Genomic DNA, 16764 nt, shown 5'->3' with positions numbered 1-16764 from the left:
TCGGTCGGAGGGGTGGCTTTGTAAAGCCGTTTGTCTCCACCCGCGTAGCGGGTGGTTTAAAGCTGGCCGCTGCGCGCCCAGCAGACTAAAGTCTTGACGCAAAGGAGGCGCCAGTGGCGCCTCCGTCTTGCGCAGGACTGTTCGAAGTAGCAAGTTAAGGACCAGGGGTCCCCGTTACCCGAGCGTTTCTGTGCTAGTTGAATTTGAAGATCTTTGAGGCAAGACGGTATAGGCCGAGTGTGGTTTTGTCTCCCGCCCGACCGTGCAGATTGGTAAAGAAGCCCACCACGCCGTAGCGGGCGCGACGATACATGCGCTCGTCGTAGGCCTTCAGATCATTCCACAGCGTCTTCAGGCGCTCATCGGCGCATTCTTCCTCGGAAAGCTTGGTGAGCACCGAGCAGATCGCCATCATCATGGTGAAGTAGCCCATCATGTACGAGCGCAGGCGCGAAGACTCAACGTCCTGGAACAGGTGGAACGACTCCATCATAATGCGCGTAACGCGGAACTGCTGGTCCAGACGCTTGACCATCGTAGCCTCGTTGACGCTCTGGCCCTCGCGACCAATGAAGTAACGGTAGAGGTCGATGTCGGCGTAATACATGGTCTTGCAGCGCGGCAGCGGCACGTAGGCGTAGATGTTGTCCACGTAGAAGGTGTGCGGCGGCATAGGCAGGTTGGACTCGCGCAGCACGTCCGTGCGATAGCACAGACTGTGCATAAGCAGATTCTGGTCCAGACGGAAGTGCCCGATCTGATCCCAGGTGAAAATCTTTTTGCGCGGCAGGGCAAACTTGTAGCCGATAGCGGTATGCGTGCCCTCATAGACCTTCTCGTACACGTAGTTGGAGATAAACAGGTCGACGCGCTGGTCGCGCTCCTCAAAGCCACGCAGGATCGACAGCATGGTCGAAAGGGCCGCGCCGTCGAGCCAGTCGTCGGAGTCTACGACCTTGTAGTACGTACCCTGCGCCTCGCGCAGACCCGAAAGGACGGCGATACCGTGGCCGCCATTCTCCTGGTGCACCGCGCGGATGATACCGGGATAACGGGCCTCCCACTCGTCGGCCTTGGCGGCCGTCTCGTCCTTGGAGCCGTCGTCGACCACGATAATCTCGATATCGGTGGCGTAATTGCTTCCCTCCAGGATGGAGGTGATGCAATGGTCCATGTCCTTGGCGGCGTTATACGAGGGAATACCGAATGTTATGACTTTATGCATGGCAGGCGATAATCTCATCCGAAAGATCGAGGGCGGAATTGGTCACGGCGTCCATATCGTAGTAACGATACTCGGCCAGGCGACCCACCGGGTGGAAGTTCGTCAGGTTCTGAACGCGCTCAAGATAGCGCTCATAGAGCTCGCGGTTCTCGGGCTCAAGAATGGCGTAGTACGGCGTCTCGCCCGAACCAGGCGTATAGGCCTTGGAGTATTCCTTCATGATGGTGGTCTTGCCGGGCAGGACCTGACCGGTCATGTTCTTGAACTCGGTAATGCGCGTGTAGTCCTCGCTCGTGGTGTAGTTGACGGTGCCCACGGGCTGGAACTGATCCATATCGAGCGTCTCGAACTTCATATCGAGCGTGCGGTACGGCAGAGCACCCAGGTCGAGATTGAACAGCTCATCGAGCGGACCGGTGTAGACGATCTCGCCGCCGTAGACCTTGCCGTCAACTTTAACGGTGGTCTCGTCAATCTCGAACAAATCGCGAGCGTCCACGTCGCAGAACACGTCGATCAAGTCATGATCGAGCATATGCTCGAACAGCGCGGTGTAGCCGTCCTGCGGCATACCCTGGAAGGGGGCCTGCGGGAAGTAGCGATCGTCATCGCCCACAAAAACGGGAACGCGACCAGTGATCGAGGGATCGATCTGGTCGGGAGTCTGACCCCACTGCTTCATGGTGTAATGCAAAAAGACGTTCTCGTAGACGTAATCGGCGACCTCGGCAAGATCCGGGTCGTTCTTCTTGCGCAGCTCCATAATGGGCACCTTGACATCCTTGCCAAAGGTCTCCACGAGCTTCTGATACAGCTCCTCGCCGCGCTCATCGCCAAAAGCAAGCTTGAGGCTCGCGTGGTTGAAGGGCACGGGCATAAGAGTGCCGTTGATGTTGGCAAGCACCTTGTGCTGATAGTCCGTCCACTTGGTAAAGCGCGACAGGAAGTTGTGCACGCGCTCGTTAAAGGTGTGGTAGATGTGCGGACCGTACTCGTGGATCAGGATTCCAGCCTCGTCAGCGCAGTCGTAGGCATTGCCTGCAATGTGGCTACGACGCTCCAGAACGGCAACGCGATAGCCGATAGTCTCGGCAAGACGGCGGGCACAAACGGCACCAGCGTACCCGGCACCGACAACGATCATGTCGTACGCACCGGCATTAAAGCCTTCAGGCAGGCCTGAGGTAATCTGCATCGATACTCCTTGTCAAAAGCCACACGCTTTTTAACTGGGCTTTTTCTCGAACATACGTCGAGACATATTTATCAGAGCGATTATAGCGCTAATGCGTCCTATAATGAGCTTGCCACACAAGGAAAGCTCAAGCACCGCGGCGTACATAATTGAAAGGTAAACCCGCTAGCAGCGGGTTTATTCGTGTACAGCCGAGGGCCTGGAGCTTAGCGGAACGCTTGTAAGGAGTAACATGAGCGATTTCCTAAACCGTATGAAGTCTGCCGCCAAGGCCGACCTTAAGACCATCGTCCTGCCCGAGGGCGAGGACCCGCGCACCATCGTCGCGGCGAACAAGATCATCGAGGAGGGCCTGGCCAACATCGTCATCCTGGGCAATCCCGATGACATCAACGTTCCCGGCGCCACCGTCATCGACCCGCGCAACGCCGAGAAGCACGAGGAGTACGCGCAGAAGTTTGCCGAGCTCCGCGCCAAGAAGGGCGTCACCATCGAGCAGGCTCGCGCCCAGGTGATGGACGCCACCTACTTTGGCACCATGATGGTCAAGATGGGCGATGCCGACGGCCTGGTCTCCGGCGCCTGCCACTCCACCGCCGACACCCTGCGCCCCGCGTTGCAGATCCTCAAGACCGCCCCGGGAACCAAGCTGGTCTCGGCCTTCTTCGTGATGTGCACCGACACCCCGCAGTTTGGCACCGACGGCACGCTGATCTTTGCCGACTGCGGCCTCAACATCAACCCGTCCTCTGACGAGCTCTCCGAGATCGCCATCGCCTCCGCGCACTCCTGGTCCACCTTTATGGGCAATGTTGAGCCGCACGTGGCCATGCTCTCCTACTCCACCATGGGCTCCGCCGGTGGCGAGGTCGCCAAGAAGGTCCAGGAGGCCGTGAAGTTCTGCAAGGAGAAGGCTCCCGAGCTCGCCATCGATGGCGACCTGCAGCTCGACGCCGCCATCGTCCCCACCGTCGCCCAGCTCAAGGCTCCCGGCTCCTCCGTCGCCGGTAAGGCCAACGTGCTCGTGTTCCCCGACCTCGAGGCCGGCAACATCGGCTACAAGCTGGTCCAGCGCTTCGCCGGTGCCGACGCCTACGGCCCCATCCTGCAGGGCATCGCCAAGCCGGTCAACGACCTTTCGCGCGGCTGCTCTGCCGACGACATCGTGGGTGTCGTGGCCATCACCGCCGTCCAGGCTCAGATGGCTGAGTAGCGGACATATCCCCTCGGGGCCCTACAGGGTAAACCTCTGAAAACGTCCTCGGACATGTCGGAAGCCCCCGCTGCGCACTACGTGCGGCGGGGGCTTCCTCCGTCCTGCGGAAAGTTTTCAGAGCTTTACCCTGTAGGGTCCCTGCCGCCACGTAGCAATCAGGGCATCTGGAGTGGACGGCGGCTTGGCTACGAGCTGGAGCTGAAGACCTGGATGGCTGGGTGCCTTTGTCGCTAGCGCAGGCGTTGCGGATATGGTCACTTTGGATCTGCGAGGCATGGTGCGGATCGGCGGCTGTTCAGGCGGAAAGCGTATCCCAGTTTAAAGGCGAATTGTGGGATGCAGTTTCCCCTTGGGGCCTGTTTGGGAAACTACGGGACGGAATTTTGCTTTATTGTGGGTCGCACTTTCCGCAACGTGCCTCAACCGGAAAGCGTGTCCCAGAATTTGCGCTCGAAATGGGATGAGGTTTCCGCCGTCCGCCTGCTAGTAAAAAGGCCTCCGGAGCTGTTGCTCTGGAGGCCTTTTTGTCAATTACAGACGAATACGTTAGTTGTTCTTGGTCAGACGCTCGACGTCGTGGGCGATCATGTATTCCTCGTCGGTAGGGATGACCATGACCGTGACGGCGGAGCCGGCGGCGCTGATGACCTGCGGGCCGTTGCCCACGGCCTCGCGGTTCTTGTTGTTGTCGATGCGCACGCCCAGCCACTCAAAGCAGTCGCAGAAGGCCTTGCGGATCGACCAGTCGTTCTCGCCGATGCCGGCAGTGAAGGTAATGGTATCCACGCCCGCCATGGAAGCGATCATGGAACCGGCCTGCTGCATGGCCTTGTAGGCGAACATGTCGAAGGCGAGCAGGCAGCGCTCGTCGCCCTCGGAGGCGCGCGTGCGAATGTCGCGGGCGTCGTTGGAGATGCCCGAGATGGCAAGCAGACCGGACTGCTTGTTCATCATGTCGTCGACTTCCTGATAGCTATAGCCGCCCTCGCGTTGCAGGTAGCACACGGTGGCCGGGTCGATGGAACCGCAACGGGTGCCCATCATCAGGCCGTCGAGCGGCGTGAGGCCCATCGTGGTATCGCGGCATACGCCGTCCTCGATGGCGGCGAGCGAGGCGCCGTTGCCCAGGTGGCACGACAGCAGACGGTGGCAGCGCGTACCCAAGATCTCCTTGGCCATCATCCACTCGTAACGGTGGCTCGTGCCGTGGGCGCCGTACTTGCGCACGTGATACTTGTCGCACACGTCCTTGGGCAGTGCATAGGTGTAGGCGACCTCGGGCATGGTCATATGGAACGACGTATCGAAGACGGCCACGTTGGGCAGCTCCGGATACTTCTCGCGGCAATACTCAATCGCTGCGGCCTCGCCGTAGTTGTGCAGCGGCGCGAGCGGCGCCACCTCGAGAATCTTAGCCATGACCTCATCGTCGACGACCGCGGAATCATCGAAGTACCAGCCGCCCTGAACGATGCGGTGGCCGATGCCATCGATCGTAAAGTCGGTCTTCTCGAGCTCCTCGAGCACGCGCGCAATGGCCGAGCGGTGGTCGGGGAAAGGAATCTCCTCGGTCTGCTTGGCGCCACCGTTCTCGGAATGGCCAAAGATGCCCATCTCCGAGCCGATACGCTCGCAGTTACCCTTGGCGAAGACCTCGCGGGTATCGGTATTCAAAAGCTGATATTTAAGGCTCGAGCTGCCGGCGTTGACAACAAGTACGTTCATGAGACTCCTTCGTGATTACAGTACGGTCGGCAAACCCATAAGGCGGCCGTATCCTTAATAAGAAGTTATCAGAATTCAATAAATATCTATTAAACTCTTCGCCCAAAGCGCATAAAAGGGGGCTGAACGGCACAAGGCCATCCAGTCCCCTCCCCTTGCATCAATTACTTGCCGTTGACGATGCGCTCGACGTCGGAAGCGATCATGAACTCCTCGTCCGTAGGGATGACGAAGATCTTGACCTTGGAATCCTTAGCGGACAGGCACCAGGCGCCATCGCCACGCAGAGCGTTGCGAGCGTGATCCATCTTGACGCCCATAAAGGCCAGACGGTCAGCCACACCGGCGCGAACTGCCGGAGCGTGCTCGCCGATGCCGGCGGTAAAGACGAGCGTGTCCATGCCGCACATGGAGGTTGCCATCTCGGCAGCCTTGGCGGCAATCTTGTAGACAAACATATCGAAGGCGAGCTGAGCCTCGGGGTCGCCAGCAGCGGCGAGCTCCTCGACGTTACGGCAGTCGTTGGTCTTGCCGCCGGTCACAGCCATGAGGCCGGACTTCTTGTTCATCATCTCGTCAACCTCGTCGAAGGTGTAGCCGCCCTCGCGCTGCAGGTAGCACACGGTAGCCGGGTCAATGGAACCGCAGCGGGTGCCCATCATGACGCCGTCGAGCGGGGTGAGGCCCATGGTGGTGTCCATGCACTTGCCGTCCTCGATGGCGCACAAGGAAGCGCCGGAACCGATGTGGCACACGACAACCTTGCGGGCCTCGCCGTTGGTCATCTCGGCGACCTTCTTGGAGATGTAGCGGTAGCTGGTACCGTGGGCGCCGTACTTACGAATGTGAAGCTTGTCGCAAACGTCCTTGGGCAGGGCGTAGGTCTTGGCGACCTCGGGCATGTTGAAGTGGAAGGCGGTGTCGTAGACCGTGACGTTAGGCAGGTCGGGATACTGCTCCAGGCAGAACTCGATAACGTTGGCCTCGGGGTTGTTGTGCAGCGGAGCGAGCGGGGCAACCTCGCGAATCTTGGCGAGAACGTCCTCGTCGACGAGGGAGGAATCGCCAAAATACCAACCGCCCTGAACGATGCGGTGGCCGATGCCCTCGATCTTGACGCCGTTGGCCTCGAGGTCCTTCAGGACGACCTCGATGGCGACCTTGTGGTCGGGGAACTCGATGTTCTCGGTCACCTTTTTGGAACCGTTGGCAGCGTGGGTAAAGGTACCGCCGGTAAAGCAGACGCGCTCGCAGGAGCCCTTTGCGGACACCTTGTGGGACTTGGTATCGATGACCTGATACTTAAGGGTCGAAGATCCTGCGTTGACGACCAGAACGTTCATGTGTCTCCCTACTAACAGGCGGTGTGGCGCCGCCAGGTTACATACGCTTCAATAATAAACCCAAACGCCCTCGCGCTCGGGTTTATTGCGTTGATATATAAGTTATCGATGCCTGGTCGCTCATGACCTTTGACTTGTAAGGCGAAATAGCGCGGGGACATACGCCAGAGAAGAAATCCCAAGCGCAACAAGCAGCACAACCCGAATACCCACAACGCTACTCAACACAGCATTGAGCAGATAGAAAAGAACGGCGCCCACCGCCACCATCTGGCTTTGAACCGAAATCAGTGAACAGCGCATCGATGAATCGGCAGCATTTTGAAAAACCGAGTATTTGATCGGAGCAAATAACGAGTAAGCAACCGTCTGCAGCACATAGAACACGGGCAATAAATAGGCTGGAGTAAAGGGGATCAAAAACAAAGCAGTCAAGAAAAGACGAACGATGCCGCAAATACGCGCAAAACTGCCCTTGTCGACATGAGCAATCACACTGGGCACGATAAACCCTATGGAGGCGGAGACAAGGAGCTGGACCGCAATGGTCACACCCGAAGCAACGGCGTTCATTCCGCGGTCTGCAAGCAGCAGCGAGAAAAAGTCTTCCAAAGCGACGAAAGCAAAAGCCTGAGAGCAGTCCATAACAAACGCTGAGCGAAGAATACTGTTGCTCGTAATAGCCGCCCCAATCATCCTTGGGCTAATTCCACGCTCGAACGTCGTCATAGTGCCTTCTCTTCGCTCCTCAGGGATACAGGCAACGACAGCCAGTGTCAGCACCATGGCGAAGATATCTGCCGAAAGACCGACGTAATACGCACCAACGGACGAGATGAAACCGCCTACACAAGCAGAAAGGGCATAAGACGCATAGAAGACGAATCGCTCAACCACATTAAGTCTCACGAGCTGGTCCTGAGAGACACTGTCGATGTAAATCGCTTCGATGGATCCGCTCACGCATGCGACGGCAAAACCTTTGAGAGCAAACGCGCCGATTAAAAGCAGAGGAGACCGGGCGAGAAGCAGAACGGCGTAGTACACAAGCATTCCCATGATGCCAACGAGGCCGCTCGCCTTTCGTCCAAACCTGTCTGCAATATAGCCAGTAGGAACCTCAAGAATAAACTTGCTCACTTGGTATGCAATCATCATGCCAGAAATCGCCACCATCGAGAATCCGACAAACTCAAGGTAAACCGTCAGAAAATACAAGATGGTGCTGAAGTTCGATAGGAAAACGAACGCCATATAAAGCAAAACCATACGGTTTTTCATGCTTCGCCCTCCAAGAGTCAATAATCCAAACCAAAATCTTGGAAAAGTATGAAAGCGAAGCCGTCAACCATGCGTTACGAAGCGTCAATATTCACTTGACGACGCGATGTCAAATAGTCTCACGAAGCGAGATGGCGCAATAGGTGAAGGAAAACCGTCTGGTGTCGATCAGTCCAGGAATTTTGCCGATAGCAAAAGTAGATAGGCAGAGTTACGTCACGCGATCCTTCAATGGAACACTCGCTCACTTCTGATCCATCCGATGCGAGAGGGGACCCAGACAAACTCAATATCAATCCCCCGGCTTGAAGAAACTCAACCTGAGCCCTGCTTCCGTATTCGACATCACGGAAACGGAAATTAACGAGCTGGGCTTCGGGACATTGGTTGATTGCATTGAGACAGGGTGACAAATTAATTGGAACAGCAAGCCTGCCGCCCAGTAGCTCACGAATGGTCATAGCTTCCACAGATTGATGGCCCGCCGGGCACGAAAGAACCTTGAGCTCCTTTTCGCCCAAGCATTTCGAAGAAAGGGCGCTGTCCCGTGGTTCCTCAAATGAGATGGCTGCATCCGAAATACCAAGCATGAGCGACTCAAAGCATGTGGCCGTTGGTTGATGCCACACATCGAGGTGGATCTGGGGGTGCAAGCTTTCAAACGAGTCGTACCAGTATTCGGAAAAAAGGAGCCCCCGTCCGTGAAGGCAGGGGGCATAGAGACGAAAATGGCCGTCGGGCGAAACGCCGTCGCCCATCGATTGAGCGTACTTTTTGAGATCATCGACTTGTGTCAAGACCATGCGTGCACGACGCGCAAACTCCCGGCCCGCAGGAGACAAAGCAGCCTCCCCCGTCGATCGGTCGAGCAAAGCAATCTGATACTCAGATTCCAACTTCTTAATTGCCGACGAAACGGCCTGTGGACTCACATGAACGGCGCGAGCAGCTTTACGCACGCCACCATGGTTCGCTACTGCTTGAAGGTATTCGAGTTGAGAAAGCTGCATAGATTACTCCAAAGGCAGCCAAGGCGACGGACTGCGCGCCCTCAGATGAGGTTCTCGCCCAGGTTCTTGCCGCCGAGGACGTGCATGTGGAAGTGCATGACGGTCTGGCCGGCGTTGACGCCCTTGTTGGAGATGACACGGAAACCGTCCTCCAGACCCTTGGCCTTGGCGACCTCCTGGATGGCGTGAGCCATGGCACCCATGGTCTCGGCAGGCACGTTGTCGGCGATGTCACTGTAGTGTTTCTTGGGAATCACGAGCGTATGGACCGGCGCCTGGGGATTAAGGTCGTCGAACGCGATGACCTGGTCGTCCTCATAGATAACGGTTGAGGGAATCTCGTGGTTGGCGATTTTGCAGAAGATGCAATCACACATGGTTGGTTCCTTTCTCGCAGACCAAGGTAATTATATTTGGTCGGGATGGTTAGAACGAGAGGTTGTCGTCGGTGTTGGCGGCTTCGCCGTCGGCGAGCACGTCGTTGCCGTCGACATCCTTAAGAAGCACCGAGACCTTCTGCTCGGCATCGGCCAGGCGGGTACGCAGGCTCTTGAGAAGCTCGACGCCGCGGGTGTAGCTCTCGAGCGACTCCTCGAGCTCCATGTCGCCCGACTCCAGGCTGCGGATAATGAGTTCCAGCTCCTGCGAGGCCTGCTTGTACGTAAGCTGCTCGACCGGGGTCTTCTCTGCCATATCTGTTTCCTTTCCTAAAGGTCTATCACTGTGAAACGCGGTCTATTCGACCGTATTGACGGTTGCCGACACGTTGCCGTCCGCCATGCGCACGCGGATGGCATCGCCGGGCTTAAAGGTCTGGGCGCTTGTAGCCACACCGTCTTCGCTATACGCGATGGAATAGCCGCGGGCAAGCACCTTGAGCGGCGACAGGGCGTCGAGCGAGGCTGCCGCACGGCCCAAGTCGGACGCGGGCTTGTTCAACATCGTGCGCCCCTGATGCTCCAGGCGGGAGCTCGCGAGCGTGAGTGCATGGCGCTTGCCATCGAGCCCCGAGGTGCTTGCAATCAAGCGCTCGGGCAGACGCTCGAAGTTGGAGCGGAAAGCCCCGACCGAACGCGCAATGGCGCCCGACAGGCGATCGGCCGTCAAGGCGAGCTCCGACTCGCGACGCTCGACCATAAACGTTGGATCGTTGAGGCACGGACGGCACGCGGCTGCATCGAGCGCATCGCCCAAGCGTGCCGTATAGGTATCCCAGGCACGCCGACCACGCTGGTCGAGCATCTCCAGATCGACCAGATCCGAACCGATCATCGATGCCATCGCAGCGCCCAGACGCTGATGACGCGCCTCGAGTACATCAGCCAGCTCCGTCATGGCCGGTGCCACCGATTCTGCAGCCGCCGTTGGCGTGGAGGCGCGACGGTCGCTCACCATGTCGCAGATCGAGGTATCGGGCTCATGGCCAATACCTGTCACTACAGGCACAGGACAGGCCGCCACCGCGCGGGCAAGTTCCTCGTCGTTGAAGGTCATGAGGTCCTCGAAGGAACCGCCGCCACGCACGAGCAAAATGCAATCCGGCGTAGGCGTAATCGCAGCGGCGCGATGCAAGCCGTCGATAAGCTCGGCAGACGCTCCCTCGCCCTGCACCTTGGCGCCCACGCAAACGAGCTCGACAAGTGGGTTGCGACGGCGCAGCGTACGCTTGACGTCGTCGATCACGGCGCCGGAAAGCGAGGTGACGACCGCCACACGTGAGCAAAACACCGGGATGCGACGTTTGCGGGACTCGTCCATCAAGCCCTCGCGGCGTAGCTTTTCGGCCAGTTGTGCCACCTGTTGACGCAGCAGGCCCTCCCCCGCCAGCGAGAACGAGCGAGCGACAAAGCTCATACGGCCCGTGGGCTTGTAGAGGTTAAAGCTGCCCTTAAAGCTCACCTGCATACCATCGCGCAAATCGAAGGTGCGCTTGAGATAGGCGCCCTTCCAGATAATGCAATCGACGACGGCCGAGTCGTCCTTGATCTGGAAGTAGCAGTGGCCGCTTCGGGCATTGGGGCCACGAAAGCCGGTGACCTCGCCCAGGACGCTCAGCTGCGGAATCGCATCGAGCGCACCAGCGGCGATCTCGACCGCCTGGCTCACGCTGAGCTCTTTGCGCTCCTGCTCGTCCGACCCGTCGAACTCGGCGGAAACGCTGTTGCCGGTTAGATTCCAGCCTGCCACGCAGCCTCCTTTCGTCATCGCGCACCAGGGCTCCGGCCCTGTGCAAATTCAAGTCCCACACATAGTACAGCGCCGCGGGGACACAAATCCCCGCGGCGCCCGTCAGCCCCATTTGTTATCGGTTGGAGTTTCTGTTGTAGCGAGCCATGAGGTAGAGCAGTTGAATGATCGAGGTGAGCGCCGCTGCAACATAGGTAAGCGCAGCCGCCGTCAGCACCTTCTTGGCACCGTTGACCTGCTTGGAGCTCATACCCGACTGCTCAATGTATGCCACGGCGCGGCGGCTGGCATCGATCTCGACCGGCAGCGTAACTAGCTGGAACAGAACGCTAAACGAAAAGAAGATCAACGCGAGGGTCGTGAGCCCAGCAATGTTCATGAACAGGCCCATAAGCAGCACGATCGTCCAGGTGTTCTGGGTAAAGTTGACAACCGGCACGAGGGCGCTGCGCACCTTCATCATGGCATAGCCGCTTTGGCGCTGGGCGGCATGGCCCGCCTCGTGGCAGGCGACGGCAACGCTTGCCACCGAGCCGCCCGAGCGGTTGGCGTCCGACAGATACAGGTTGTTGTCCTGCGGGTTGTAATGGTCGGTGAGCTCGCCGGCAACGCCCTTGATACCCACGGCGTTGCAACCGTTGGCGTCGAGCATGCGGCGAGCAACCGCAGCGCCCGTGTCGCCGTCCGAGCGTACCTTGGACCACGTCTTGTACGTCGAGTTGATATAGCTCTGCGCGGCAAGACCAAGCACCGTACAGACAAGAACAACCAGCAGGTACAGCGGGTCGATACCAAAGCCGTATCCATAGTAATAGGGCATGCGAATTCCTCCGAATCGAGTTACACGTTGGAGGCATTCTACCCATTCGCCCAACCAAAGAGACAGCATCAATGTTTTGGCATTGCCGCTCTCGAACGTTTGCAGTGCCTGTCAAAACCGCGTAACTATAAAAGCTCTATCTTTCCGTCCTTCACGGTGAGTCCCATATTGCCCGAAAGCAGATCGTCCAGGCGCGAGCCCACGAGCTCAAAGCGCCAGCCTTCGCGCAGGGGGCTCTGCTCGGGATGCTCAATGTAGTCGGCCAAGTCATCGCGCGAGGCAATGACCGAGGTCGCCACGCCCGAGCGCTCGGCAACCAGGCGAATGAGCGCATACATCAGATCCGTCACGCTCTCCAGCTCCGGCGAGATCTGGCGGTGTCCGCGCACCATGAGCGGCAGGCGATCGTGCGGGCAACTCGCGCCGCGCTTGATGGCCATGAGCGCGCCGTCCACGTCGCGCTCCCCCAGCTGATCGGTACCGCGGATACTGCGGAACTCCTCGACGCGCATGGGATTGCGCTTGACGAGCGCCAGCAGCGTATCGTCGGACATGACCCACTTGCGCGGGATGTTGCGGCGCTCGGCGCGGTCCTCGCGCCAGGCGGCGAGCTCGCGCGCGATGCCCAGTTGATGGCGGCTGCAGGAGTTGATGCGCTTGACCTTACGGAATGCCTCGTGACGATCAGCGCGATAGTGCGACTCGTCGGCCAGTGGGCGTAGCTCGTCGAGCACCCAGTCCACGCGGCCCAGCTCGCGCAGGCGGCTCATCATCTCGGTATAGGCGACGATCAGGTACTTGACGTCATCGATCGCGTACTCGATCTGCTTGTCGGTCAGCGGACGGCGCGACCAGTCGGTCAGTGACTCGGTCTTGGGCAGAGAGACGCCACAAAACGTCTGCACGAGCGCGCCGTACGAAATCTGCTGGCGTTCGCCCAAAAAGGCGGCAGCCACCTGCGTGTCAAAAATCGGACGCGGCAACACTCCTACGGTATGGAGCATGACCTCCATATCCTGCGAGCAGGCATGAAATACCTTGACCACGCCCTCGTCGGCCATAAGCTCGGCGAGCGGCGACAGGTCGTCGATCACCAACGGATCGACCACGACGCTCTCGGCAGGGGTGGCAATCTGGACCAGGCACAGACGAGGATGGAACGTGCGCTCGCGCAAAAACTCGGTATCGACGGCAATCGCGTCGAACTCGCTGGCGCGCTGGCAAAAGTCGAGTAGAGCCTGATGTGTGGAAATGTACATATCAACCCATCGAATAAGGTTAGGCCCGAAAAACACGGGTAGGATATCGGCATTGTCTTACAACTATACTCGGTTAGTCACAGAACGGGAACGTAAGTATGCGCTGCCTTATCATCCACAACCCGGCATCGGGCCCCAGCTCAGATGAAATCTTCGCATTCACGCACGCCCTGGCGCAGGGCGGCGACGAGGTCGTGATGCGCTTTATCGGCGATGGCATGGAGCCCGAGGACGCCGTGGCGGACGTGCGCGAGTTCGATCGCGTGGTAGTCTCGGGTGGCGACGGCACCGTCTCCAACGTGCTCGACCAGATGCGCGGATGCGGCGTCCCCACACTCGTCTTCCCCTCTGGCACGGCATGCCTGTTCTTCAACAACATAGGCAATGCCCCCGAGGCGGCGGCACTCGCCAAGGCCTGCCGCGCCGGCCGCACGGTCAAGGTCGACATGGGTGAGCTCTTTTGGCTCGACGAGGACGGCAACGAAAAGCGCCATGGTTTTATCATCATCGCCGGCTCGGGCTTCGACGCCGAGATCATGATGAAGGCAGCCCCCACCAAAAACGACATTGGCGAGATCGCCTACTTCCTGTCGGCGCTTGCTACGCCCAATCCCACAGTGGCGCACTTTACGATTGAGCATGACGGCATTGTCGAGGAGCTAGACGGCATCTGCTGCATGGCAGGCAACACCTCGGTCATCCAAAACGACATCAACCTGTTCCCAGACTGCCGCATGAACGACGGCATGGTCGACATCGCGGTCATCGAGCCCGTAAAAACCGTGCAGTTGCTGCCCACCGTGATCACCGCTGCGCTCGACCCCGCCGGCAAGGTGCTCGGTCGCCCGCAGTTCAAGATCATCCAGACCAAGGAAGCTAAGATTACCTGTACACCGTCGCTGGGCATGCAGTTCGATGGCGAGATTATCTCCAGCAACTCCGGCGTCTTTGGCGCCCGCGCGCTTCCGCAATGTCTCGACCTCATCGTCGACGAATTCTCCCCGCTCGGAAAATAGGAGGAACCCATGAACGACAATCCCCTGCTCGGTTTTATCGTCATCGTCCTGGCCATGCTCGTCGGCTATGCGATTAACGTGATCCACCGCCGGAAGAAGTAATTCCACATTGGTATGATATTCATCCGATTATCATCTCCCCCGCTGTTTATGCATTTGCCAAACAGCGGGGGATTTTTCATTTCGGTATTTCCAGACGCTTTATCCAGATGCAGTAATTGCAGGGCGTCTTTATTTGGCTAAAGCTACAGACTGAGTATAATTAACCGCTCATCGTATATTTCATTACGCTTATCGAGTAAGTATTTTTCATAGATGAATATTGTTTCCGATTCGTTACGCTAAGGGAGTGTCTTTATTGGCTGAAGCCCTCTGGCGACAGAGGGCTTTCGCACGCTGGGAGGGATTATGAGGAAAACTCACCCCGTCAACGCGCTCAAAAAGCTGGGCATAGGCCTCGCCTTTGGAGCTGCAACCATCATGTCCATGCCGACCTCTGCGCTCGCCTGCACGCAGATGTACATGGGCAAAGATCTAACGGCCGACGGCAACACGTACTATGGCCGTGCCGAGGACTTTGGCAAGCGCTATCTCAAGCACTATGGCATCGAACCCGCCCACGAAGCCGGCTTTACGTACAGCTCGAATGAGTCTGCTTTCGAATACACTTCGAATAAGCCTACATATCGCTACAGCTACGTACGTGACCATCCCTCCAATTGGGAGGGCCACACCGACGCCTACTCCGAAGCCGGTATCAACGAGAAGGGTGTCTCTTGCTCCGCTACGCTGAGCACCTCCTATAACGAGGATGCCAAAGCAGCAGACCCAATCGATGAGGCTACCGGCATCGGCGAGTACAGCTACGGCAGCGTCATCCTGGGCCAGAGCGCCAATGCCCGCGAGGGCGTCGAGCTCCTCGGCAGCCTGATCGACGAGCAGGGCACTTGCACTAACGACCAGATCATTATCGCCGACAACAACGAGACCTGGCTGTTCGCCACGCTTTCTGCCCATCAATGGATTGCCATGAAGCTGGCCGACGACGTCGCCTCACTCAACCCCAACATCGGCAGCCTCAACTACGATGTCGACCTGAACGATACTGAGAACTGCCTGCACTCCAAGGACATCGAGTCCATGCCCGTGGAGAAGGGTTTCGCCAAATACTCCGCTGACGGTAAATTCGATGTCGCCCAAACGTATGGCGAAAGCCTCGCCGATTCTGGCGTTAACCAATGGTCCCGCTATGTGCAAGGCCGCCATTATTTTGCTAGTCAGCTGACCGAAGGCACGGATTACGAAATTAAAACTATCACCGATAAGGATGGAAAACCCGTCCAAAAGGGAGCTATGGTCAGCGAAATCCAGCCTCTGTTCTTCAAGCCTGGCAAGTCTGGTTGGAGCACCTTTGAGCTGATTCGTGCCTTCGGCAACCGCGGAGAGAACGTCCCTGGTCTCAACGCGAACACTGATGGCGTTTATTGCATCGGCAGCGAGCGCAACACCGAGATCAATCTCTTCCAGATTCGTCGCGGGTATGATCCCGAAGTCGCTACCATCCAGTGGGAAATGCTCTCCCGTGCCGCGTACTCTGTCGCCATCCCGCTGTACTCCGCTCTGATAACTGAAGTTAGCCCCTACTTCAGCGATCAGACCGTCTCCTTCGACCACTGCAATGCGAAAGACGTCGTGTACAACGAGGAGCCCGAGAACTCCATTAACTACGTCCTCATGGACATCAGCTCGCTCTGCTTTGAGAACCCTGACACCCTTGGTACCAGTGTCCGCACCTACCTCGACGCGCTCCAGAACGAGCTCATCGAGCAGAACAAGGAAGTTGACGCCGCTATGCTGGCCGAGACGACCACCGAGGGTCGCACCGCTCTGGCCAACAAGGCAGGCAAGGCTGCCACCGAGAACACCTACAAGAAGTGCAAGGCCCTGCTCCAGGAGATGCGCGCTTATCAGAAGGCCGGAAACTTTGACGAGCGCTTCACCCCGAGCGACCTGAACACCGAGACCAAGGGCCTCAAGGAGTCCATCACCTACGCCAAGGACGCCCTTGCCACCGACCCGGTCACCCCGGATCAGCCCGGCACTCCCGAGCAGCCCGGTAAGCCCGAACAGCCCAGCACCCCCGAGCAGCCTGAGCAGCCCACTAAGCCCGAGCAGCCCGCTGTCAAGCCTGAGAAGCCTGGCAAGTCGGACAACACCACGACCACGGTAACCACCAACAAGACGAACACCAAGGGCGGCCTGCCCACCACTGGCGATCGTTTTGATGGCCGCATGGTGGCCGCATTCGCCATCGCTGGCGTTGCCGTCATCTCCGCAGGCGGTTATATCCTCTATCGCCGCAACAAGGAGTAATCCCTCACTGGTGCGGGCGGGATGGCACGGTTCGTCCCGCCTGCCTTTTTGACCAGTGGGAAACACCGCTGAAATCTTTTCAAAAAAGATTTCCCAGCACACACTTCGCTGTGC

The 16764-nt window shown here is 58.3% G+C and carries 14 protein-coding genes; 3 read left to right on the top strand and 11 right to left on the bottom strand.

Features of this window, described 5'->3' with window-relative positions:
- Nucleotides 1-193: 193 nt before the first annotated feature.
- A complete protein-coding gene (locus I2G43_RS08905) occupies nt 194-1225 on the bottom strand; it encodes a glycosyltransferase family 2 protein (RefSeq protein ID WP_195535877.1) in 1032 nt (343 codons plus the stop codon).
- Entirely contained in the window at nt 1218-2420 is a 1203-nt protein-coding gene (gene glf, locus I2G43_RS08900; RefSeq protein ID WP_195535876.1) for a UDP-galactopyranose mutase, read from the bottom strand. The genes I2G43_RS08905 and glf overlap by 8 nt, the downstream gene beginning before the upstream one ends.
- A 232-nt stretch (nt 2421-2652) precedes the next feature.
- Between glf and pta the strand changes: the two genes are divergently transcribed.
- Nucleotides 2653-3633, top strand: a complete 981-nt coding sequence (pta, locus tag I2G43_RS08895) for a phosphate acetyltransferase (protein WP_195535875.1) — start codon at nt 2653-2655, stop codon at nt 3631-3633.
- A 549-nt stretch (nt 3634-4182) separates the two neighbouring features.
- Here the strand turns inward: pta and I2G43_RS08890 are convergent.
- From I2G43_RS08890 to rnd, 9 genes are all read right to left on the bottom strand, one after another.
- The gene (locus I2G43_RS08890; protein ID WP_195535874.1) at nt 4183-5361 is read right to left on the bottom strand and encodes an acetate/propionate family kinase; all 1179 of its coding nucleotides are present in this window, start codon (nt 5359-5361) and stop codon (nt 4183-4185) included.
- Between the two features lie 164 nt (nt 5362-5525).
- The gene (locus I2G43_RS08885; RefSeq protein WP_195535873.1) at nt 5526-6704 is read right to left on the bottom strand and encodes an acetate/propionate family kinase; all 1179 of its coding nucleotides are present in this window, start codon (nt 6702-6704) and stop codon (nt 5526-5528) included.
- 120 nt (nt 6705-6824) lie between these two features.
- Entirely contained in the window at nt 6825-7985 is a 1161-nt protein-coding gene (locus tag I2G43_RS08880) for an MFS transporter (RefSeq protein ID WP_195535872.1), read from the bottom strand.
- Between the two features lie 119 nt (nt 7986-8104).
- The gene (locus I2G43_RS08875; protein ID WP_195535871.1) at nt 8105-8995 is read right to left on the bottom strand and encodes a LysR family transcriptional regulator; all 891 of its coding nucleotides are present in this window, start codon (nt 8993-8995) and stop codon (nt 8105-8107) included.
- A gap of 41 nt (nt 8996-9036) precedes the next feature.
- The gene (locus tag I2G43_RS08870; RefSeq protein ID WP_195535870.1) at nt 9037-9372 is read right to left on the bottom strand and encodes a histidine triad nucleotide-binding protein; all 336 of its coding nucleotides are present in this window, start codon (nt 9370-9372) and stop codon (nt 9037-9039) included.
- Between the two features lie 49 nt (nt 9373-9421).
- Nucleotides 9422-9688, bottom strand: a complete 267-nt coding sequence (xseB, locus tag I2G43_RS08865; protein WP_161144749.1) for an exodeoxyribonuclease VII small subunit — start codon at nt 9686-9688, stop codon at nt 9422-9424.
- Between the two features lie 42 nt (nt 9689-9730).
- Nucleotides 9731-11182 carry an exodeoxyribonuclease VII large subunit gene (gene xseA, locus I2G43_RS08860; protein ID WP_324249532.1) on the bottom strand — a complete coding sequence of 484 codons (1452 nt, stop codon included), beginning with the start codon at nt 11180-11182 and terminating at the stop codon, nt 9731-9733.
- 115 nt (nt 11183-11297) lie between these two features.
- Nucleotides 11298-12002, bottom strand: coding sequence for a zinc metallopeptidase (locus I2G43_RS08855; RefSeq protein ID WP_195535869.1), 705 nt, complete (start codon nt 12000-12002; stop codon nt 11298-11300).
- A gap of 125 nt (nt 12003-12127) precedes the next feature.
- Nucleotides 12128-13261, bottom strand: a complete 1134-nt coding sequence (gene rnd / locus I2G43_RS08850; RefSeq protein WP_195535868.1) for a ribonuclease D — start codon at nt 13259-13261, stop codon at nt 12128-12130.
- Between the two features lie 98 nt (nt 13262-13359).
- On the opposite strand from rnd, the gene I2G43_RS08845 reads away from it, so the two are divergent.
- Together I2G43_RS08845 and I2G43_RS08840 are read left to right on the top strand one after the other, a co-directional pair.
- Nucleotides 13360-14277, top strand: coding sequence for a diacylglycerol/lipid kinase family protein (locus tag I2G43_RS08845; RefSeq protein WP_195535867.1), 918 nt, complete (start codon nt 13360-13362; stop codon nt 14275-14277).
- A gap of 408 nt (nt 14278-14685) precedes the next feature.
- The gene (locus I2G43_RS08840) at nt 14686-16650 is read left to right on the top strand and encodes a C69 family dipeptidase (protein WP_148345576.1); all 1965 of its coding nucleotides are present in this window, start codon (nt 14686-14688) and stop codon (nt 16648-16650) included.
- Nucleotides 16651-16764 lie beyond the last annotated feature (114 nt).

The sequence above is a fragment of the Collinsella aerofaciens genome (assembly GCF_015557435.1).
In the GTDB taxonomy this organism is placed as follows: domain Bacteria; phylum Actinomycetota; class Coriobacteriia; order Coriobacteriales; family Coriobacteriaceae; genus Collinsella; species Collinsella aerofaciens_Z.
The sequence above is the reverse complement of the archived record's forward strand: the minus strand, read 5'-3'. Positions and strand labels throughout refer to the sequence as shown.